The organism is Lysinibacillus sp. NPDC093688 (assembly GCF_050280145.1).
GTDB classification, from domain to species: domain Bacteria; phylum Bacillota; class Bacilli; order Bacillales_A; family Planococcaceae; genus Lysinibacillus; species Lysinibacillus xylanilyticus_B.
In genome coordinates this window covers 115,807-134,899 of record NZ_JBNNUX010000001.1, presented here as the reverse complement: position 1 = coordinate 134,899, position 19,093 = coordinate 115,807, and the positions used below count along the sequence as shown (strand labels likewise).

Genomic DNA, 19,093 nt, shown 5'->3' with positions numbered 1-19,093 from the left:
TTTCACCTACTCTATCACTTTTATCATCTGATTCTCCGTGTCCATTGTGATCGTTCGACCTAGTGGCAGCGACATCGTTGGTAAACAGTGACCGCAAGTAATGTCCTTCATAATAGGTTTATTGAGTGGAACTAAAATTTCTTGGAAAATTGTTTGTAGGGATAGGCTATGCTCTGGATGTTTTGGATTTTCTGGACCACAATTTGTCCAAGCTCCTAATAAGATACCTGCCACCTCATCTAGTTTGCCTGCTAATTTTAGCTGCGTAAGCATCCGATCAACACGTTGCTCATTCTCGTCTACATCTTCTAATAATAATATTTTGCCCTTTGTATCAATTTCATAAGGTGTCCCAAGAGATGCGGTAACTAATGTTAAGTTCCCACCAATAAGCTGCCCTGTCGCTTTTCCAGCTGCAAGCGTTGTCATTGTACGACCAGGTGAATTTTCAAGACAGTAGTCCGTACGTTCTGTTGCTGTCACACTTTCGATAAAGGAATTCCATGTATATTGATCCATCTCTGGCCGAATAAATTCTGTAGAGGGCATCGGTGTATGATACGTGACAAAGCCACATGTTTGGTTAAAAGCGATATGTAATGCCGTCACATCGCTATAGCCAGCAAATACTTTCGGGTTTGCCTTGATCATATCGAAATCTAAAAACGGTAAAATTTTCGTCGCTCCGTAACCTCCACGTATGCAGAAGATGCCGTCAATAGTAGGGTCTCTAAACATTTGATTAACTTCAGAGGCTCTTAGCTCATCAGATCCCGCTAAGTAGCCATGTCTTGCTCTACAAGTTTCCCCAGCAACGACCTTCAAACCTAGTTTTTCAATACTTTTAACTGCAGGGAGAAATTTTTCTGGTGGGGTTGCACCTGAAGCACTTATAAGACCAATAGTGTCACCTTTTTTCAATGCCTTTGGACGAATCATTTGCAACCCTCCATTGTTAGTGAAGTTCGGTACCTTTCTAATTCCTCTTCATTGGCCAGTACAAAATGACCTTCTTCTATTTCGATAAATGTCGGTGGCTGAATGTCATAGCGGTGCTGTGACGGATCATAGATTTCTACGACTTTATCACGCTCCTTATAAGGATTTGGCTCAGGTACTGCCGATAATAACGCCCTTGTATATGGATGAATTGGATTAGAAAACAGCTTTTCTGTCTCTGCTAGCTCAACAATTTTCCCTTTATAAATAACAGCCGTTCGGTCTGTAATAAATCGAACTACTGATAAGTCATGCGCAATGAATAAATAGGTTAAATCATTTTGCTGCTGTAGGTTTGCTAGTAAATTTAATACTTGTGCACGAATGGATACATCTAATGCTGAAATTGGTTCGTCCGCAATAATAAACTCTGGCTCCATTACTAGTGCACGTGCAATACCGATACGCTGACGCTGCCCTCCTGAAAATTCATGTGGGAAACGACTAGAAAACTCCGGTAATAATCCAACATTTAATAATGCATCGCGTACCTTCTGTTGACGATCAGCCTCATTTTTGACGTTTTTTGTATTAAGAAGTCCCTCGGAAATAATATAGTCTACTTTTGCTCGTTCATTTAGCGATGCCATAGGATCTTGAAAAATCATTTGGATTTTCTGCGTAATTTCTCGATCCCACTCTTTTGATATTTTGCCATTTAGTTTCTTACCGTGATACAGTATTTGTCCTTCGGTAACTTCATTGATACGCATAATAGCTCGGCCGATTGTTGTTTTCCCAGAGCCCGATTCACCTACTAAACCGAACGTTTCACCTTTGAAAATATCGAAACTGACATCATCAATAGCTATAAATTTATTTTTGCCTTTACCAAAAACAACCTTTAAATTTTTCACCTCAACTAACACTTCTTTATGACTCATGCGCGTATCGTCTCCCTTCTGCAAAAAAGGCTTGTAGTGCTTCAGGCGGCTCTACTTTCGGAGCAAGTGGATCCAATAGCCATGTACGAGCAAAATGTGTGTCACTCACCTGAAAAAATGGAGGACGTTCCACAAAATCAATCTTTAACGCATATTGATTGCGAGGTGCAAAGGCATCTCCTTTAATTTCTTGAAAAAGATTTGGTGGTGTACCCTTGATGGAATAAAGCTGCTGCCCTTTTGAGCTTAGTTGCGGCAATGATGAAATGAGTGCCCAAGTATAGGGATGCTTGCCATTAAAGAAAATTTCATGTGTCTTACCCACCTCGATGATATCACCCGCGTACATCACTGCAATTCGGTCGGCAACCTTCGCGACAACGCCTAAATCATGGGTTATATAAACCGTTGTTAGTCCATATTTTTGTTGGAGATTTTTTAGAAGCTGTAAAATTTGTGCTTGGATTGTGACATCTAGCGCAGTTGTTGGCTCATCACAAATTAAAACTTTGGGTTTACATGCTAGCGCAATCGCTATCACAATTCGTTGACGCATACCGCCGGAAAATTCGTGAGGATATTGCTTATAGCGCTTTTCCACATCATGAATGCCTACATCTTTTAACAATTTTAAAGTTTCTTCGTATGCGGCTTTCCCCTTTAAGCTCTGATGTAAATGGACACATTCCTCGATTTGCTTGCCAATTGTTTTAAGCGGATTTAATGATGTCATTGGATCCTGTGTCACCATTGCCACTTCTTTTCCACGAATGCTTAGCCACTCCCGCTCGGTTCTAAACTGCGCTAAATCCTGATCATTGTAGAGGATCTGCCCCTGATCAATGTAGCCATTTTTATCGAGCAAACCCATGATTGATTTCACAAGAACGGATTTTCCTGAACCTGATTCGCCAACGATTGCAAGACTTTCACCTTTGTACAAATCAAGGGAAATATTACGAATAGCCGTTAGCACTCTGCCACGAAGTGTAAATTTAATGACAAGGTTATGAATGGTTAAAATAGGTGATTTAGTTTGTGTCACTTCCATCATCCCCCTTTATACGTGATTTTTCGGATCTGCTGCATCTGCAAATGAATTTCCTATAATATAAAATGCAATTGTAATGACGCTTAATACAATACTTGGGAAAATGAGCTGATATCTTAATTCTGGAGACATCATGAGCACTCGACCTTCATTGATTAAATTTCCTAAAGACGGCTCACTAATCGGTAGCCCTAATCCGATGTATGTTAAAAATACTTCCGAGCCTATTGCAAATGGTATAGCTAGACTCATTCGTAACATAATGACAGAAATAAGATAGGGTAATAGATTTTTCATTATTATTCGGTAATCAGGTGTTCCTAAGCATTTCGAGGCTAAGTTATATTCACGATCGCGCAAAATCACGATTTGATTGCGTATAAACCTCGCCATTTCTACCCAGCCAGTAATACACATAGCAATAATTATGGTTGAAATACTTGGTCGCAAAATATAGGACATTAAAATAAGTACGATAGTCGTCGGTATGTTATCAACGACGTTGTAAAGCTGTGTGATAGGCAACTCTAATTTACGCGAAAAGCCCCAAAGTGTACCAATCGTAATACCAACGATAGCCTCTACTAAAGCAACGACACAGCCAATAAATAACGAGGTCCTTGTCCCTGCCCAAATACGTGACCATAAATCCTGCCCAATGGAGTTTGTTCCAAACCAAAATTCAGCGCTTGGCGCAATATTACGCGCTTGGAGACCTGTCTGCTCATCAAGATATATTTCAGTCGGTGATTTTTGCGCTGGTAAATACGGCTGTAAAATGGTAAAGGTTACGATAATAAGCACGCCAACTAATAAAAATACAGCAATGCGATTTTTCAAGAAGGATTTCCATGTTGAACGCCAATAGGAGTAATTAGAGTAGGCTGTTTCTTCAGCTTGCCGCTCATCTACTTCTGCAAATTCGAACAATGTTTCACGTGATTTGTTTGAAATATTATTTATTTCTTCTGAATACATTCCCATTAACGTACACTCTCCCCTTTCCCCAATTTAATCCGCGGATCAACAAGAGCCATTGCAATATCTCCTAAAATGAGACCGATAATTCCAAGTGAAGAGAAAACAAGCACTAAGCCTTGTACAATCGTATTATCCTGTCGTTGTATGGCATCTACGAGTAAGCCCCCCATCCCAGGAATAGAATATAAGGATTCTATATAGATGGAACCTGTAATGGTAAAAAGAATAGTTGCGGGTAAATATTGTGCCATTGGAATAAAAGCGTTTCGTAGTACATGTTTAAACATTAATGCACGCTCTTTAACTCCTTTTGCTCGCGCTAGCTTAATATAATCCTTGTTTAGTTCATCCACCATATAACGTCGCATCCACATGGCATAGGACGCAGTCGGCGCTAGTGCCATTGAAGTTAGTGGTAAAATCCAAGTAACGGGATTATACTCATCAAAAAGCATTGGTAAATGGAAAATTTCCGTTATATACATTTGAATGACTAAATAATAAACAGCGGCAGGCACTGCAACAACAATGACAATATAGCCAGTTCCCAAACGGTCCAGCCAGCGTCCCTTCATCTGTGCCATCAATATTCCGAGCGGAACCCCAACTAAAAGAGATAGTACAACCGCACCTAAACCAAATAGCAAGGAATACATGATCTTATCTGCAATAATCGTGACGACTGGTACATCTGTTCGATATGTAACGGATTTACCTAAATCACCTTGAAACAGATTCGTGTAAAAGTTCCCCAATTGTACAAGTAGTGGGTCACGTAAACCTAAATTCGTTAAATAGATTTCTTGTTGAGCAGGTGACATCTTATTCGCTGCTGCTCCTAAATAACCTTCTTCAGGCATTAAACGTAATAATGAAAAAACAATCGTAATAATAATAAACAGTGTTAAAACTGATTGTAATAAACGTTTACCTATATACCACAGCATCACTTCATCCTCCTTTTTCAGAAAGAAGAAAGGAGATCCCGACTTTTCTATTTCGGTATCTCCTTCATCAATACTTATTACTTTTGAATAGTTATCTTGAATGGAGCCATAATGTTTTTTTCAGCATTAACTACCTAAAGCTCGATTGATTCAACTAACAATCATCGGGACAAGGTTTCAAATGATTGATTTTTCAATTATTTCGCCGCTTTAGCTAACGCATCCGCACGTTCTTGCTCCCACTTCGCTAAAGCTTCTTTAAACTCCTCGTTACTCATTGGTTTCTCTAAAATTCGCTGCCCTTTAAATTTCTCGGCAGTCACACCAAATGGCGAGTATTGCGCCTCAAATGGATTCAATTTAGAAGCAACATAGCCACTACCTCCTACTGAATAAGGAATGACAAATGCCTCATCAATTAAGAACGCTTCCGCTTTAGCAAACAATTCGTAACGTTTGGCTGTATCGATCGTCGCTTTTGCTTCGTCCACTAAGTTTTGATATTTTGATTTTCCATTTGCTTCTGTATAACCTTCAGCTAGCTCCGGTTTATTATAAGTACCATCTGCAGTGAATGGATCCGTATACGTTGATGGATCGGCATAGTCTGGGCCCCAGTTTGCTTCGAGCAATGCAAATTTACCTGGTTTACGAACCTCTGATAAAAAGCCTGTTGATGGTCCGGCCTCTATAACAATATCTACATAATCAGTACCTAATAATTTTTCAAGCTGTTGTTCAACTACTTGTGAACGATTTGCCCAATCTGGGCCGCCAGAGTTATAAGGCATTAACACTTTTATTGGGAAAGTTACTTTTCCTTCTAGCGCTTTTTTCGCTTTTTCCTTATATTCCAATGCCTTCTCCTTGTTGAAGGAGTCGTTATTTGAAATATCAGCTAATGGTGCTAACTGTGTATAGTCAACCCCCTCCACATTGACAAAGTTTTTAGGAGTAATTGTGTTGCTAAGCAAATCTTTTGGATTATAAGGTTCTAACGTTAGCATTGCAGATACACGGTCGAGCGCATGGAACAATGATTTTCGGAAATCTTTATTATTGACCGCTTTCTTCCAATTTTCAGGCTCGTATTCCGCATCAAATTGTGGGTTAAAGTTTAATGCATAGAAATACGTATAGAAGTTATTTTGTGTTTGACGGATTTGTGATTTTTTCTTATCGTCTTTAAACCACTCATCAATAATAGAAGTTGGAATACTCGCCGAATCGACTTCTCCTCGTAAAAATAATTCTGGTTCTACTGTAGCCGCTTCTTTATTGTATTTATAGCGGATACGATCAATCAGTACATTGTCTTTATCCCAATACTTATCATTTTTCACAAGTACTCGTTCATTTTGAGGTTCAAATTTATCTAAAATAAAGGATCCGTTATAAAGGAAATTTTCACGAGTTGTACCGAAGCTTTCACCTTTTTCCGCTATAAACTTACCATTAACCGGGAAGAAGCAGACATAGTTCAACATAGAAAGGAAATAAGGTGTAGGCGTTTCTAACGTGTATTCTACGGTATGTTCATCTATTGCCTTAATGCCAACCTTCGAAAAATCTGTCATATCACCGTTATAGAAGGCTTCCCCATTTTTTACGACAGTCGCAATCCAAGCTGTCGACGATTCATTTTTTGCATCAAGCACATAATGTAAGCCATCTACAAAATCTTGAGCAACTACATTTGCATACTCTTTACCGTCATGTGTCATCCACTTTGCATCATCACGAAGCTTAAATGTCCAAACGGTAGCATCCTCATTTGATGACCATTCTTTGGCTATGCTTGGTTGCACAACACCATACTTATCATACTCAATTAATCCATCAACCAAGTTCGCTGCTACAGCAAACTCATTCGTTTCAGAGGTCTTTAAGTAATTTAACGTTTTTATTTCCCCCGAATAAACAACCCGATACTCTGATTTTTTTTCACTTGAAGAATCGTCACTACAGGCTGCACAAAGCATTACAACTAGACACGCGAAAAGCAACCAATACCTTTTCATCATAAGCATCCCCCTAGCAATCTTTTTATCTCGCATAAACGGGTAGCGATTTCTATGTACCGTAAGCGAAAGCGCCAGGTACAAGATTCCCACTTCAAGATTCAAAACATATGAGTGGGGAGATCAACTGCCCGTAAAAGCCCGTTTTGTTAATCAGTGGAGGATGAAACCGTTCCACTGATGAAGCTTCATTTTATTATGAAAATCCTAGCCCAACCTCATCCGTCATCCTAATGCGATCATTTTCAAATATTGGACCACTGGCAATAGGATCCTTCAAACATAAACTAGGTCCATCTAAATCTATCATCGTGATATTTTTCTGTGATGCGGCAAAATGTGCAGCAGCACTTACGCTAATTTTTGTCTCTAACATACAGCCAATCATACATGGTATGTCGTTTGCCTCCGCAATGTGGCAAATTTTCTGTGCTTGATAAATGCCTCCTGTTTTCATGAGCTTAATATTAATCAAATCCGCAGCTCGCTTTTCAATAATTGTATAGGCATCTTTTGCAGAGAAAACACTTTCGTCCGCCAAAATATTTGTCAATGTATTAGCCGTCACGAATTGCATTCCTACTAGATCATGGCAATGAACAGGCTGCTCAACCAATTCAACATTCGTACCTGCATCTTCAAGTGCACCAATAATTTGTACAGCCTGCTTCGGTGTCCAGCCCTGATTCGCGTCCACTCGTAATGTTATAGCGTGTCCAACTGCATCACGAATAGCCATAACTCGCTTTACATCACCTGCTGGATCTTTCCCCACCTTTATTTTTAAAATTTGAAAACCTCGCTGTACGGCGGCAATACTATCCTTCACCATTTCTTCAGGATCGTTTACACTTATCGTAATATCTGTTACTAATTCTTTCCGATAGCCCCCTAGTAATTTATACAGAGGTGTTTGATAGTGTTTCGCAACTAAATCATAAATCGCCATATCTACGGCGGCTTTTGCACTGGTGTTTTGATAAATACTGCTGTCGATTCGCTCCATGATTTCTGTCAATTCTTCAATATCCATCCCGATAATGGCTGGCTTTATATACTCTTCTATAGCGTACGAAATAGACCCTAGTGTTTCGCCAGTAATGGCTGCAGTCGGTGCCGCTTCACCGATACCTATGCGCCCATCATCAGCATGGACATAAACAGCAATATTGTGAATGCTATGCACTGTTCTTAAAGCTGTTTTAAACGGTGTTATAAGTGGTGCCTCTATCTTCCCCAAGGTAATATTTTTTATTTTCATTCATTCACCTACCTTTTAGTTGTTTATGTTAAGAACTGTAAAATTCGAAGTACCTCATAAAAATCATCCGTTACGAATTCCACTGTATTATGTGGTTTAAACGTAGCATTCGGATAGAACGAGTTTCGATATGCACGCGTATGATCACGATAAATGATTTCCACTACAAAGCGCTCAGGTAATGGTACTTGCAAATCTTCCCGAGACACTTTCATCGAATCCTCAACAAGTCGTTTCGTTTCTTTAATCGTCAGCTGTGGACTGACACTAATAGTCGCATTTCCTATTCCTTCTTTTGTGGCAAATGTAATGATATGATCATTGATCGATTGAATTTCCTCTGTTAACCCCACATCTCCACTAACAAATGAAACTGGAACACCATGTAAAGCAGACGCGTACGTATTAATTAAAAATTCACTCGCGTACTCACCATTAATTTTCACATCCGCAAAAACACAAAGTGTATGTGCTAAAGGATTCCGCGCACTTCCCCCTTTACTGTGATAGCCAATAAAAATCGCGCGATCAAAGCTCTTATCAAGTCCCGCAACCATACACATCGGGTCATACGTCCAACCTCGAATAACCTTGCAGTTTACTGGTAAATTAGAAATATCAAGATTACGTGCTGAATCATGAGCATCCTTTAGTAAAATTTCGGTTGCTCCACCACGAATAGCCCCCTCTATAGCGGCTTCTACTTCCTTTGTCATTTGCTTTTGGAAAAACTTATAATCTGGCGCGTTTAGCTCCGTCTCACTCCAAGCTGTTGTACCAGTAATCCCTTCAATATCTGCACTAATATAGACCTTCATAGTAATCGAAACTCCTTTACTTTATTGTCTTGGATCATTGCTTCCACAGCTCCATAACTAGCTTCTTGCGCACCTACACGTCTTGCCCATGAAGCATTATTAAAATCAAAGTGCCACCATTCCTCTGAATAATTCGTAAACCCAACCATTGTCATACAGTTATATAGTAGACGTCGATGAACACAGGCTTCCCAATTTTCCTCCGGATGTTGTTCAAAATAGCGTGTTGCAGACTTTTCACTTATTTCATCAAATGCTGAACCTAAATTTAAAGCATTGCCATCTAAATCTCCTAGCGTCACATCAATCGCTCCACCTGTTAAATGCGGGGCAAGATGAGCTTGATCCATGCTAGGAAACGCAACATACTTACGCGTTTCTCTTACAACCTCTTGCTCAGTAAAATGGGGAAAAAGCTGTGCTATTTGCTTTGAAAAATTCGCAAACAAAAATTGTTGCACTCGGAATGGACGATAACCATCATATAAAATAAGACTAAAATTTTTAGGTAATAATAACAGCGCTTGCGTTAATCGCTCATATACACCCTGACGTAAATAAATAACTTGTAAACTATTTGGTATTTTTTGATGATAGTAAATGGGCTCACTAAAAATCCTTGAGTGTTCTTCTCGAACTTGAATGATTGGCTCGCCATTTTCACATATTGCAGGTGTTGATTCCCTCATTGAAGTTTTATCTACCTCAATGGGTTGAAAAATGGTGTCATGTATAGTACACACCTCCAATTTCAAGTTTCGATAAAATTTTTAGATAATTCAGTTTTATCGAATGTATCACACCTTAAATTTATTGACCAGAAAAAAAAGAAATATGACAGAGTAATAGCTATTCTCTGCTTTTTTAACAAGGTACGCCAAATGATCGGTGCAAGAAGTCGGAAAATGATGTTTTTTCACCTATTTAGGAATTTTATTCGTGGATAGGGTAGAAGATTACCGAAATAAAATAAAAAATGACCGATTTAAGCCTCTTCAAGGATTTCTCAACCACAAAGTGAGGTTGATTTCCGTTCCGACTGGGCGCTTTCCTGGGGGCGTCCGATGAGCCGCTTCGCTTCGCTGCAGGGTCTCGGGCCAACACGATGTTGGTCACGGAGGCGTTATCACAGGATGTGATGCTATTAGCCTTCGTTCCTCTATTGCTGATCCCCGAGGAGTCGCCCAGTCTCCACTCCAATCAACTTATATAAATATGAAATGACATCCACCTGTGATGATCCTTAGTTAATTGAATCAAATTTAATTGGTTATAAAAAAAACTCCATTTTGATTAATATCAAGATGGAGGTTAACTCTTATAATTATTTCGAAGCTACTAAATAGGCCAACTATATAGTATTTTTATTAATATTTCGAGCACTAAATATATAGTATTTTTATTAATATTTCGAGCACTAAAACTAAAGAGATTTCATGTCTATTAATAAAGCTAGAATTGATAGGCTTCAACTTTATGACCATTTCGACCAACAGTAGTCTGTGCCTGTGATAGTGAATTTAAAATGGCTTCCTCTGTTGCTTCTGCAGCAGCTGCAAATAATTGATTCATAATAGGATGATCTTCACGTAGTTGTGTACGTGTTTCGACGAGTTGGTCTGATAGATGAGCGATATGATGGGCTGTTGTAAAGCCAATGACTATATCTCCGCTGCCATGTGAAAAATGACTGCCTGTCCGTCCCAATCCGATACCACAGCGTTTAATGACACGTGTTAGTTGACGACTACTAAGCGGGGCATCGGTGGCAAGTACGATGATAATGGAGCCATCTGTCGGAGATAGTGTCGATTCACATTGAACGTTTGAAGCACTATATCGATGTGCTAAAAACTCTGAGCTTTGCCCGAAATTACTAAGGACCATACATCCTATCGTATAGTTCGTTGACGCATGTGTCACGACTCGGGAAGATGAGCCAATCCCACCTTTATAGCCAAAGCACATCATTCCTTTTCCTGCACCAACTGCCCCTTCCTCCGCAGTTTCATTTGTGGCTTTGTGGATCGCTTCCATAGCATGCTCGGGTATGATAGGACATTCTCGAATAGAATTTAAATAGCTATCGTTACATTCCCCGACTACGATATTAATAGTTCCTGTTGAAAGTCCTATTTCACTATTCGTATCTAGCATAAATCGCAGCGTTCCTTGTGTTACAGCCGGAACGCCAAATGTATTCGTGAGCATAATTGGAGATTCAATTACCCCTAGCTCATTCACCTGAACGAGCCCTGTCGTTTTCCCAAAACCATTTATCACATAGCTTGCAGCAGTAACTTTTTGCTGAAATAAATTACCATCATGCGGTAAAATCGCGGTTACCCCTGTACAGGCATAAGCGCCGTCTTGATTCATGTTCTCATCGAGGGTTATATGACCTACACGCACGCCAGCTACATCAGTAATACAATTTTTCTCACCTGTTGATAGTGTTCCAATTACAATCCCCATTTCTCGTACTTTTCTTGGCATCTTACTCCCCCTTATGAATGGCCATATTTACAGCAGCCTTTGCATGTAGAATTGTTGTATCAAAAACAGGTACATTAAGATCTTCCTGTTTAATAAGTAATCCAATCTCTGTACAGCCTAATATAATTCCTTGTGCTCCCGTTTTCACAAGGTTCTCAATCACCTGTAAATAATATTCCTTTGATGTTTGTTCAATTTGGCCCAAGCATAATTCTTCATAGATGATACGATTGACCTCAGTACGCTCGTCAGCAAGCGGAACAAGCACTTCAATGCCAAATCCCTCTACTCTAGCTTTATAGAAATCTTGCTCCATCGTGTACTTTGTCCCAAGAAGTGCAACTTTCTGTAAACTAGCTTTTTCTATTTGATTGGCAGTCGCATCTGCTATATGTAAAATCGGTATTGTGATCTTTGCCGCAATGATATCTATAACTTTGTGCATTGTATTTGTACAGATGATAATAAAATCTGCCCCTGCACTCTCTAGAGATTGCGCTGCTTCTCCCAACACTTGTCCAGCCTTCTCCCACTCTCCCTCAGCTTGATAATGCTCAATTTCTTGGAAATCTACACTATACAAAATACATTTGGCTGAGTGTAAGCCTCCTAATTGTTTCTTTACCTCTTGGTTCATAAGACGGTAATACTCAGCTGAAGACTCCCAGCTCATACCACCAATCATGCCAATAGTTTTCATACAAATTCCCCCTCAAATTTGGCTGATTACACATAACGTAAGGTTGATATCTGTTTTGACCGGGCGCTTTCTTTGTGGCGTCCAATCAACTTATATACTGGGTATAGGTTTAACAGGTTTCAGACCTAACTTTAGATGATGTGCCTTTAATTTTATTATTATACTAAAAATCCCGGATGAAATAAGGGAATTTTCAAAAAATAAACATTACAAGCTTTAACATCGTTCTTCCATTTCGTCAGCTTTTCAGTAATAACCAATCGAAAAGACCTAATATATGTACTAGGAATAATATAGCCTTTTAACTTGATCAATACTTGAACAAATATCAAGTAAATAAGTAAAGAAGCTTAGTGTAAGTTTATAATAAGGATTGATTAAAAATGCTCTAAAAAAGTTGATTTTATATATAGAAGAAACCCACACGTTGCGTTCTACGCAATGCTTTAGAGAATTTTTATGGTTATCCGCCATTTGAGAAAGCTTCGTTTGGCTATCATTCAGATACCGGCCAAACAGATATCCTCGCTAGGTAAAATATTTAAGCTTTCAGTCAATGAATCATTTTTTGTATGAGAATAACCGGTTCAATTACAAACTGATAGTAAAACTTACTTCGCTAAACCCCATTAGAAAAAAGGCATTGGAAGGGGGTTAAATACCCGTTAGTTTCCAATGCCAGTTTTTATTTATGTTATTTTTTAATCCACCATCTGCGAATAGAGTAATCCCGGTTACATAACTAGCTTGGGATGAAGCAAGCCATGCTGCTACAGAAGCAATATCCTCTGGTTTTCCGATATACCTCATCGGAAACACGCTTTCTATAAACAGCCTTTGCTACACCACAACCACGCTGATTAGCTACCATGGAGCAAACACCAGCACCTGCTGCACCAGTAACAAAGCAGATACACATTTCTACTTCAAAACAACAAGTGCCCTGCCGATATTAAAATGCTTGAACTTGTGGACTTTGCTGTTGACCAATTGCGTCAAATGGAACCAGAAGAGCTTTCGACTAAATTAAAGGCTTTTTTAAATAAATAATAACCAAAAAAGTCCCCTTAAATTAAAAAATGACTTTTTTTATGTTTAGACAGCTTTTCATGCTTATACTTGTAACGCCACAATTGTTTGCGCTACTTTCTCTTCTGTTAAATTGTGACGCACGATGTAGCGGTTTTGCGCATGCTTTGTACATTCGATTGTACAGCCACCTAAATGCTTTGCTTCATTTTCTTCAGATGCGATGATTTGCTTGTTACATTCAGGGTTTGCACAGTTAATGTAACGTTCACAAGGTTCGCCGTCATAGTGATCACGACCGATAATAACATGCTCTACTTGATTGATCGGCATCGTTAAACGCTCATCAAATACGTACATTTGACCGTCCCATAATTGGCCTTTCGCAACAGGGTCTTTTCCGTATGTTGCAACACCGCCGTGTAATTGACCGACATCGCCAAAGCCTTCACGTTTCATCCAGCCCGAAAACTTCTCACAACGAATCCCGCCCGTGCAGTATGTTAAAACATTTTTCCCTTCGAATAGCTCGCGGTTTGCACGTACCCATTCCGGTGTATCGCGGAAGTTTTGTACATCTGGTCGAATCGCGCCACGAAAATGGCCGACATCGTATTCATACGTGTTACGCACATCTAATACTACTGTATTTTCATCTTGCATTTCAGCAAGGAATTGTTCTGGTGACAGGTAGCGACCTGTTAATTCATGTGGGTTTACGTCTTCTTCTAAGCCTAAGTTTACTAACTCGGGACGTGGGCGTACGTGCATTTTTTTGAATGCATGCTCATCTGCCGCATCAATTTTGAAGACAATGCCTTCAAATAACGGGTCTGCTTGCATGTTTGCCATGTATTGCTCTGTTTGCTCAATCGTACCTGAAACAGTACCGTTAATGCCCTCATTGGCTACTAAAATACGACCTTTCAAACCGATTTCTTTACACATTGCTAAGTGCGTTGCTGAAAACGCAGCTGGATCTTCGATTTTCGTGTAATGGTAATATAATAAAACTTGATAATTCATTGTTTCCACCTATCATTTCATATATTTGCAGGATATACCTGATAGTGTCTTTTACGACCTATTAAACATAAAGGATAATCATTTAATATGCTATCGGTAATTAGGCTGAAATGGGTATACAATATTGTTTTTAAAGAACTTGTGAAGTGGTCAGAGGATTTGAACTAACAAGAAATAGCCGATCCAGCCATCTCGTTTCAAATCCAACATTCAGAAGTTTTTAATCTTATTTATTATGTTTTCTATTGCAAAAAACCCAAACCTTGATACAGCAAAAACTACTCTGTATCAAGGTTTATTTTAGTGTCGCATTATCTTATATTTATATAACAAATATAACTATAAGATGTGACAGTATTAGTTATAACTCACACTAACTTACCCTGGCTCAAATAAAACAGTTTTCTTATAAAATGCCATATCAATGTTTCAGTAATGTAAATATCAGCATCTACTTCTTCTATTGCTTGCAAAATGCGTTCATAAAATTCAAGTGGTTCAATATCCGAACTTATATTTATTAAATATGAGCTGCATATGCAACTCAATGATCTTTAATTAACGCTCCTGTTAGACATTAATCAGACTTGGAATATTCTTTTTCAATTCCTTCTTCCTTTAACCTCCCAATTACTTTAAGTGCGTTTCTTCACAAAATCCCATACGTAACCGCCTTTTTATCTCAATATGTATTGTTCTTTCGTGTCATTATATTATTTTTACCCTGAAAAATTTCGACAAAATAATCCATACTAAACAACATCTAGGGATAGGTGTATCAAATATTGTAAAAACATTACACCACACAAAAAATTAATGCAATTCAGTATTTTCAAAAAACGGATATATTACAAAAAAACAGTGTAGACTAAAGCGTATTGAGATTGGAGGTAAGTAAAATGGAATGGATATCGAATATTGTAAGTGATACTAATGGTATTTTATGGACATATTTCATTATCACATTATTATTAGTTGCAGGATTGTATTTTTCCTTTGGCACAAAATTTGTGCAAATTCGACTTTTCCCTGAAATGTTTCGTTTAATAGTGGAAAAAAGAGAGGGCGAGTCAGGTGTTTCACCGTTCCAAGCCTTTACGATTAGTGCAGCTTCACGTGTAGGTACTGGTAATATCACAGGTGTTGCATTAGCAATCGGAGTAGGTGGACCTGGAGCAGTATTCTGGATGTGGATTATCGCTATATTGGGAATGGCGACTGCCTTTATTGAAAGCACGCTTGCACAGGTGTACAAAGTAAAGGATGGCGATACGTTCCGTGGTGGACCAGCTTATTATATGGAAAAAGCATTAGGTCAACGTAAATTAGGGGTTATTTTTGGTATTCTTTTAACGTTAAGCTTTGGCTTTATATTTAATGCGGTACAATCGAATACGATTGCAACTTCTGTAGGTGAGGCATTTAATATTAAGCCTTCTATCATTGGTATTATGTTAGTTGTGTTAACGGCCATGATAATTTTTGGTGGCGTACATAGAATTGTAAAAGTTACGCAAGTACTTGTACCCGTGATGGCGATTTTCTATTTAGCTGTAGCCCTTTTTGTTGTTGTAACGAATCTGACTGAAATACCAGCTGTCTTCAAACTGATTTTCACAGAAGCGTTTGGTCTTCAGGAAGCTGCTGGTGGTGCGATTGGAGCTGCTATTATGCAAGGTGTACGCCGTGGCTTATTTTCCAATGAGGCCGGTATGGGTAGTGTTCCTAATGCCGCAGCTACAGCAAATACCTCTCACCCTGCAAAGCAAGGATTAGTGCAAAGCTTAGGTGTATTTTTTGATACAATTATGATTTGTTCTGCAACAGCGTTTATCATTATTTTAGCGGGTCTATATAATACTGGTGAAAGCAATGGAATTATTCTTACACAAAATTCCTTAGCTGTACATGTAGGTGATTGGGCTCCTTACTTTATCGCTATTTCTATTATTTTCTTTGCATTTAGTTCTATTGTCGGAAATTACTATTACGGTGAATCTAATATTGAGTTTATGAATGCTCATAAAGGTTGGATGTTTGTCTACCGTATTTTAGTTCTTGCTATGGTTATGTTTGGTTCTCTTGCGCAAGTAGAGCTTGTTTGGAACTTAGCAGACTTATTCATGGGACTAATGGCTATCATCAATATTACGATCATCCTGTTACTTGGTAAAATTGCCTTCCAAGTGTTAGACGACTTTACAATGCAACGGAATGCAGGCAAAAATCCTGTATTTTATGCAAAATCAATCCCAAAATTGAAAAATACTGATTGTTGGGAAGAAGATCGATAATTATTCAAAAGCGCCATTCCTCAAACGGAATGGCGCTTTTTTTTATTGTTGAAAAACAAAATGAATAAGTAAATCTCTGCGTATGTTTTTGGCGAAGGAGTTTTCCGTTCCAGGATGCATAAAACTTATTAATTTTATACATTTTAAAAATGAACGCTAATCTACTTACCTTAATCGAATATAATAAACTTTTAATAGTTGTACGTCCGTTGCTGCTGTTTTGCTTTCGTAATAAAACACATCTTGCTAAAGTTTCATTTAATTACTATAAATTAGAACGACATGCCAGAAGATACACGCTATGAGAAGTGGTTGATTGGAGTGGAGGCTGGGCGACTCCTCGGGGATTAGCGATAGGGGAACGAAGGCTAAAAGCATCACGTCCTGTGAAAACGCCTTCGTGACCAACATCCTGTTGCCCCGACGCCCCCAGGAAAGCGCCCAGCCGGAACGGAAATCAACCTGTCGTTTTGCCGAAGGGCCATACTTTATTTAATATGACACCTTAAGTTTTCCAACACCATGAAACGCCATTCCTCAAATGGAATGGCGTTTTTTGTTATGCAGATTCTATTAATATTTAAATTGACTAACTAGCTGTTTGAGCTCGTCTGCCATATGCGCAAGAGCTTGTGCAGACGCATTAATTTCTTCCATCGAGGCTAATTGTTCCTCTGTAGATGCTGCAACGTCCTCAGAAGCAACTGCATTTCCTTTTGCTGAGAACGCCAAATCCTCCGTAATAGCGGTCACCTCTTGTACACTTGCTGACATCTGTTCAGAGGCAGAAGATACCTCTTCCATTTTAGGAGTAATTGCATCCATACTTGTCATAATCACTTGGAATTTAGTAATGGCTTCATCCGATACTTGTAGTCCATTTTGAACATCCTCTGTAACTTTTGCCATGATGCTAACAGATTGTTCTGTTTCTAACTGAATACCATGGATTAGCTCGAAAATTTGCTTTGCAGATTCCTGCGATTGCTCCGCCAGCTTTCTTACTTCATCAGCAACAACAGCAAAGCCTTTTCCGTGCTCCCCTGCTCTTGCTGCCTCAATCGCTGCATTGAGAGCAAGTAAGTTCGTTTGATCTGCAATACTTGTAATCACATCTAAGATGGACGTAATTTGCTTAGAGCGTTCATGTAATGATTGAATTTTCGTATTTGAGTCGGTCACTGATACATGAATAGAATGCATTTGATCTTTTGTATTTCGGACTGCCGTTCCACCTTCATCTGCCTGTAGCGTTGCATGCTGTGAAAGATCCGTCACAGTAGATGAGATCTCCGCGATATGAAGAATGGCCTTGGAAAGCTCCTGTAACGATTCTGCATTCTTAGTGGCACTCGTCGTTTGCGTGTCTGCGCTCGACGCGACATCTTGAATCGAAATGGCCACTTTTTCTGTAGCAATGCTCGTTTGATTAGCATTGGCTGTTAGCTCTTCTGCCGACGATGCCACCTCTTCAGCATTTTTTTCAATTTTTTGAATAAGAGTTCTTAAACTGTCTTGCATATCGTTAAAGGCTTGTCCTAGCTGTCCAATCTCGTCATGAGAAGTGATTGTCACTTTTTCTGTTAAATCACCTTTACTAATAGTTACTGCACTATCCTTTAGTAATCTAATCGGTCTTATAATTGCCTTCATGACAAAAAAGAATACAATCGAACTGATTACAATCGCAGCAATTAGGACCAGAAACGTTTTGTTCAAAATGGGTGATGCTGATTCATCAATCTCCTTTGCAAAAATTGTCCCTGTGATTTTCCAATTTGTCAGTTCATTCGTTGTAAAGAACATAATACGGTCATCACCGTCAAAGACATAATCATACGTGCCAGATTTGCTGTCATACATTTGATTAAGGAAGCTCTCATTTAATTCCTTACCTGCTTCTAATGTAGGATGTGAAATGACTAAGTTATTTTCACCAAAAATAGAAGGATATCCTTTTTTTCCTATTTTTATAGAGTCCGAAAGTTTTTGAATGTCTGTCAATTTTAAATCAATTGCCACAACCCCAGATTGATCTTTTACCTGACGAGCTATTGTTACGACCATATCTCCAGTTGCTACATCTTTATAAGGATTCGTTATTAAAGTTTCCCCCTTCAAAGCCATAGCTTCTTTATACCAATCTCTTTCCAAAGGATTGTAATCAGCACTATTCGATTTTGGTTCTACAAATACTTCTCCGTCATTTGTTCCAACATAAATACTTAAAACATCTGGACTCAGCTTCATATATTCATGAAAATTTGGTAGTATTTTAGTTTCCTTCTGTTCGTACTTAGAGGAATTTATTTCCTCGCTAAAGGTAGCGACTTCATTTATTTTTGTGCTAATAGCACTATCAATTAACGTATTCAAAATTCCAACACTTTCATCCGCACTAAAAAGTATTTCTTCTTTTATCGAGTTTTTTGCTGAAAGATACGATAAGCTTCCTACAGAAATAACTGGTATTAGTAAGATAAGAGCAAATAATGTGTAGAGCTTACCTTTAAAGCTTCCAAATAATCGTTTCATGCAACAGCTCTCCTTTTGTCTTTCCTAGTTCTTAAAATGTGTTTTGTCTCA

Annotated in this window: 14 protein-coding genes and 1 pseudogene; 1 reads left to right on the top strand and 14 read right to left on the bottom strand. The window is 38.7% G+C overall.

The genetic code is table 11. The features are described from left to right. Positions 1 to 6: 6 nt before the first annotated feature. From ACQKN2_RS00630 to ACQKN2_RS00570, 13 genes and pseudogenes are all read right to left on the bottom strand, one after another. A complete protein-coding gene (locus tag ACQKN2_RS00630; protein WP_427413192.1) occupies positions 7 to 939 on the bottom strand; it encodes a S66 peptidase family protein in 933 nt (310 codons plus the stop codon). After that, positions 936 to 1,883 (bottom strand): ATP-binding cassette domain-containing protein, encoded by a 948-nt coding sequence (locus ACQKN2_RS00625; RefSeq protein WP_427413191.1) that lies wholly within the window; start codon positions 1,881 to 1,883, stop codon positions 936 to 938. The genes ACQKN2_RS00630 and ACQKN2_RS00625 overlap by 4 nt, the downstream gene beginning before the upstream one ends. Next, complete coding sequence (locus ACQKN2_RS00620) at positions 1,873 to 2,937, bottom strand: ABC transporter ATP-binding protein (RefSeq protein WP_419150375.1); 1,065 nt, start codon at positions 2,935 to 2,937, stop codon at positions 1,873 to 1,875. Before ACQKN2_RS00620 ends, ACQKN2_RS00625 begins: the two co-directional genes overlap by 11 nt. A 6-nt stretch (positions 2,938 to 2,943) precedes the next feature. Continuing rightward, positions 2,944 to 3,918 (bottom strand): ABC transporter permease, encoded by a 975-nt coding sequence (locus ACQKN2_RS00615; protein ID WP_427413190.1) that lies wholly within the window; start codon positions 3,916 to 3,918, stop codon positions 2,944 to 2,946. Beyond that, positions 3,918 to 4,862, bottom strand: coding sequence for an ABC transporter permease (locus tag ACQKN2_RS00610; RefSeq protein ID WP_427413189.1), 945 nt, complete (start codon positions 4,860 to 4,862; stop codon positions 3,918 to 3,920). Before ACQKN2_RS00610 ends, ACQKN2_RS00615 begins: the two co-directional genes overlap by 1 nt. Positions 4,863 to 5,059: 197 nt before the next feature. Beyond that, entirely contained in the window at positions 5,060 to 6,883 is a 1,824-nt protein-coding gene (locus ACQKN2_RS00605; protein ID WP_427413492.1) for a peptide ABC transporter substrate-binding protein, read from the bottom strand. 196 nt (positions 6,884 to 7,079) lie between these two features. Further along, positions 7,080 to 8,144, bottom strand: coding sequence for a dipeptide epimerase (locus ACQKN2_RS00600; RefSeq protein WP_427413188.1), 1,065 nt, complete (start codon positions 8,142 to 8,144; stop codon positions 7,080 to 7,082). A 23-nt stretch (positions 8,145 to 8,167) separates the two neighbouring features. Next, positions 8,168 to 8,962: a M55 family metallopeptidase gene (locus ACQKN2_RS00595; RefSeq protein ID WP_427413187.1), complete on the bottom strand. Its 795-nt coding sequence runs from the start codon at positions 8,960 to 8,962 to the stop codon at positions 8,168 to 8,170. Further along, entirely contained in the window at positions 8,959 to 9,651 is a 693-nt protein-coding gene (locus ACQKN2_RS00590) for a M15 family metallopeptidase (protein WP_427413186.1), read from the bottom strand. The genes ACQKN2_RS00595 and ACQKN2_RS00590 overlap by 4 nt, the downstream gene beginning before the upstream one ends. Positions 9,652 to 10,414: 763 nt before the next feature. Then, positions 10,415 to 11,458 carry a P1 family peptidase gene (locus tag ACQKN2_RS00585; RefSeq protein ID WP_427413185.1) on the bottom strand — a complete coding sequence of 348 codons (1,044 nt, stop codon included), beginning with the start codon at positions 11,456 to 11,458 and terminating at the stop codon, positions 10,415 to 10,417. Position 11,459: 1 nt separating this feature from the next. Further along, on the bottom strand, positions 11,460 to 12,158 hold the full coding sequence (locus ACQKN2_RS00580; protein WP_427413184.1) for an aspartate/glutamate racemase family protein: 699 nt from the start codon (positions 12,156 to 12,158) through the stop codon (positions 11,460 to 11,462). 654 nt (positions 12,159 to 12,812) lie between these two features. Continuing rightward, positions 12,813 to 12,983: pseudogene (locus tag ACQKN2_RS00575) on the bottom strand (SDR family oxidoreductase); the annotation flags it as partial. 288 nt (positions 12,984 to 13,271) lie between these two features. Next, on the bottom strand, positions 13,272 to 14,213 hold the full coding sequence (locus ACQKN2_RS00570; protein WP_427413183.1) for a rhodanese-related sulfurtransferase: 942 nt from the start codon (positions 14,211 to 14,213) through the stop codon (positions 13,272 to 13,274). Positions 14,214 to 15,112: 899 nt separating this feature from the next. Here ACQKN2_RS00570 and ACQKN2_RS00565 point away from each other — a divergent pair. Continuing rightward, positions 15,113 to 16,507 (top strand): alanine/glycine:cation symporter family protein, encoded by a 1,395-nt coding sequence (locus tag ACQKN2_RS00565; protein ID WP_427413182.1) that lies wholly within the window; start codon positions 15,113 to 15,115, stop codon positions 16,505 to 16,507. Between the two features lie 573 nt (positions 16,508 to 17,080). Here the strand turns inward: ACQKN2_RS00565 and ACQKN2_RS00560 are convergent. Then, on the bottom strand, positions 17,081 to 19,042 hold the full coding sequence (locus ACQKN2_RS00560; protein WP_427413181.1) for a methyl-accepting chemotaxis protein: 1,962 nt from the start codon (positions 19,040 to 19,042) through the stop codon (positions 17,081 to 17,083). Between the last annotated feature and the right edge of the window lie 51 nt (positions 19,043 to 19,093).

Excerpts from the sequence above, each read along its gene's own strand:
- ACQKN2_RS00630 (WP_427413192.1), bottom strand. The coding sequence starts at position 939 with ATGATTCGTCCAAAGGCATTGAAAAAAGGTGACACTATTGGTCTTATA.
- ACQKN2_RS00625 (WP_427413191.1), bottom strand. The coding sequence starts at position 1,883 with ATGAGTCATAAAGAAGTGTTAGTTGAGGTGAAAAATTTAAAGGTTGTT.
- ACQKN2_RS00620 (WP_419150375.1), bottom strand. The coding sequence starts at position 2,937 with ATGATGGAAGTGACACAAACTAAATCACCTATTTTAACCATTCATAAC.
- ACQKN2_RS00615 (WP_427413190.1), bottom strand. The coding sequence starts at position 3,918 with ATGGGAATGTATTCAGAAGAAATAAATAATATTTCAAACAAATCACGT.
- ACQKN2_RS00610 (WP_427413189.1), bottom strand. The coding sequence starts at position 4,862 with ATGCTGTGGTATATAGGTAAACGTTTATTACAATCAGTTTTAACACTG.
- ACQKN2_RS00605 (WP_427413492.1), bottom strand. The coding sequence starts at position 6,883 with ATGAAAAGGTATTGGTTGCTTTTCGCGTGTCTAGTTGTAATGCTTTGT.
- ACQKN2_RS00600 (WP_427413188.1), bottom strand. The coding sequence starts at position 8,144 with ATGAAAATAAAAAATATTACCTTGGGGAAGATAGAGGCACCACTTATA.
- ACQKN2_RS00595 (WP_427413187.1), bottom strand. The coding sequence starts at position 8,962 with ATGAAGGTCTATATTAGTGCAGATATTGAAGGGATTACTGGTACAACA.
- ACQKN2_RS00590 (WP_427413186.1), bottom strand. The coding sequence starts at position 9,651 with ATGAGGGAATCAACACCTGCAATATGTGAAAATGGCGAGCCAATCATT.
- ACQKN2_RS00585 (WP_427413185.1), bottom strand. The coding sequence starts at position 11,458 with ATGCCAAGAAAAGTACGAGAAATGGGGATTGTAATTGGAACACTATCA.
- ACQKN2_RS00580 (WP_427413184.1), bottom strand. The coding sequence starts at position 12,158 with ATGAAAACTATTGGCATGATTGGTGGTATGAGCTGGGAGTCTTCAGCT.
- ACQKN2_RS00570 (WP_427413183.1), bottom strand. The coding sequence starts at position 14,213 with ATGAATTATCAAGTTTTATTATATTACCATTACACGAAAATCGAAGAT.
- ACQKN2_RS00565 (WP_427413182.1), top strand. The coding sequence starts at position 15,113 with ATGGAATGGATATCGAATATTGTAAGTGATACTAATGGTATTTTATGG.
- ACQKN2_RS00560 (WP_427413181.1), bottom strand. The coding sequence starts at position 19,042 with ATGAAACGATTATTTGGAAGCTTTAAAGGTAAGCTCTACACATTATTT.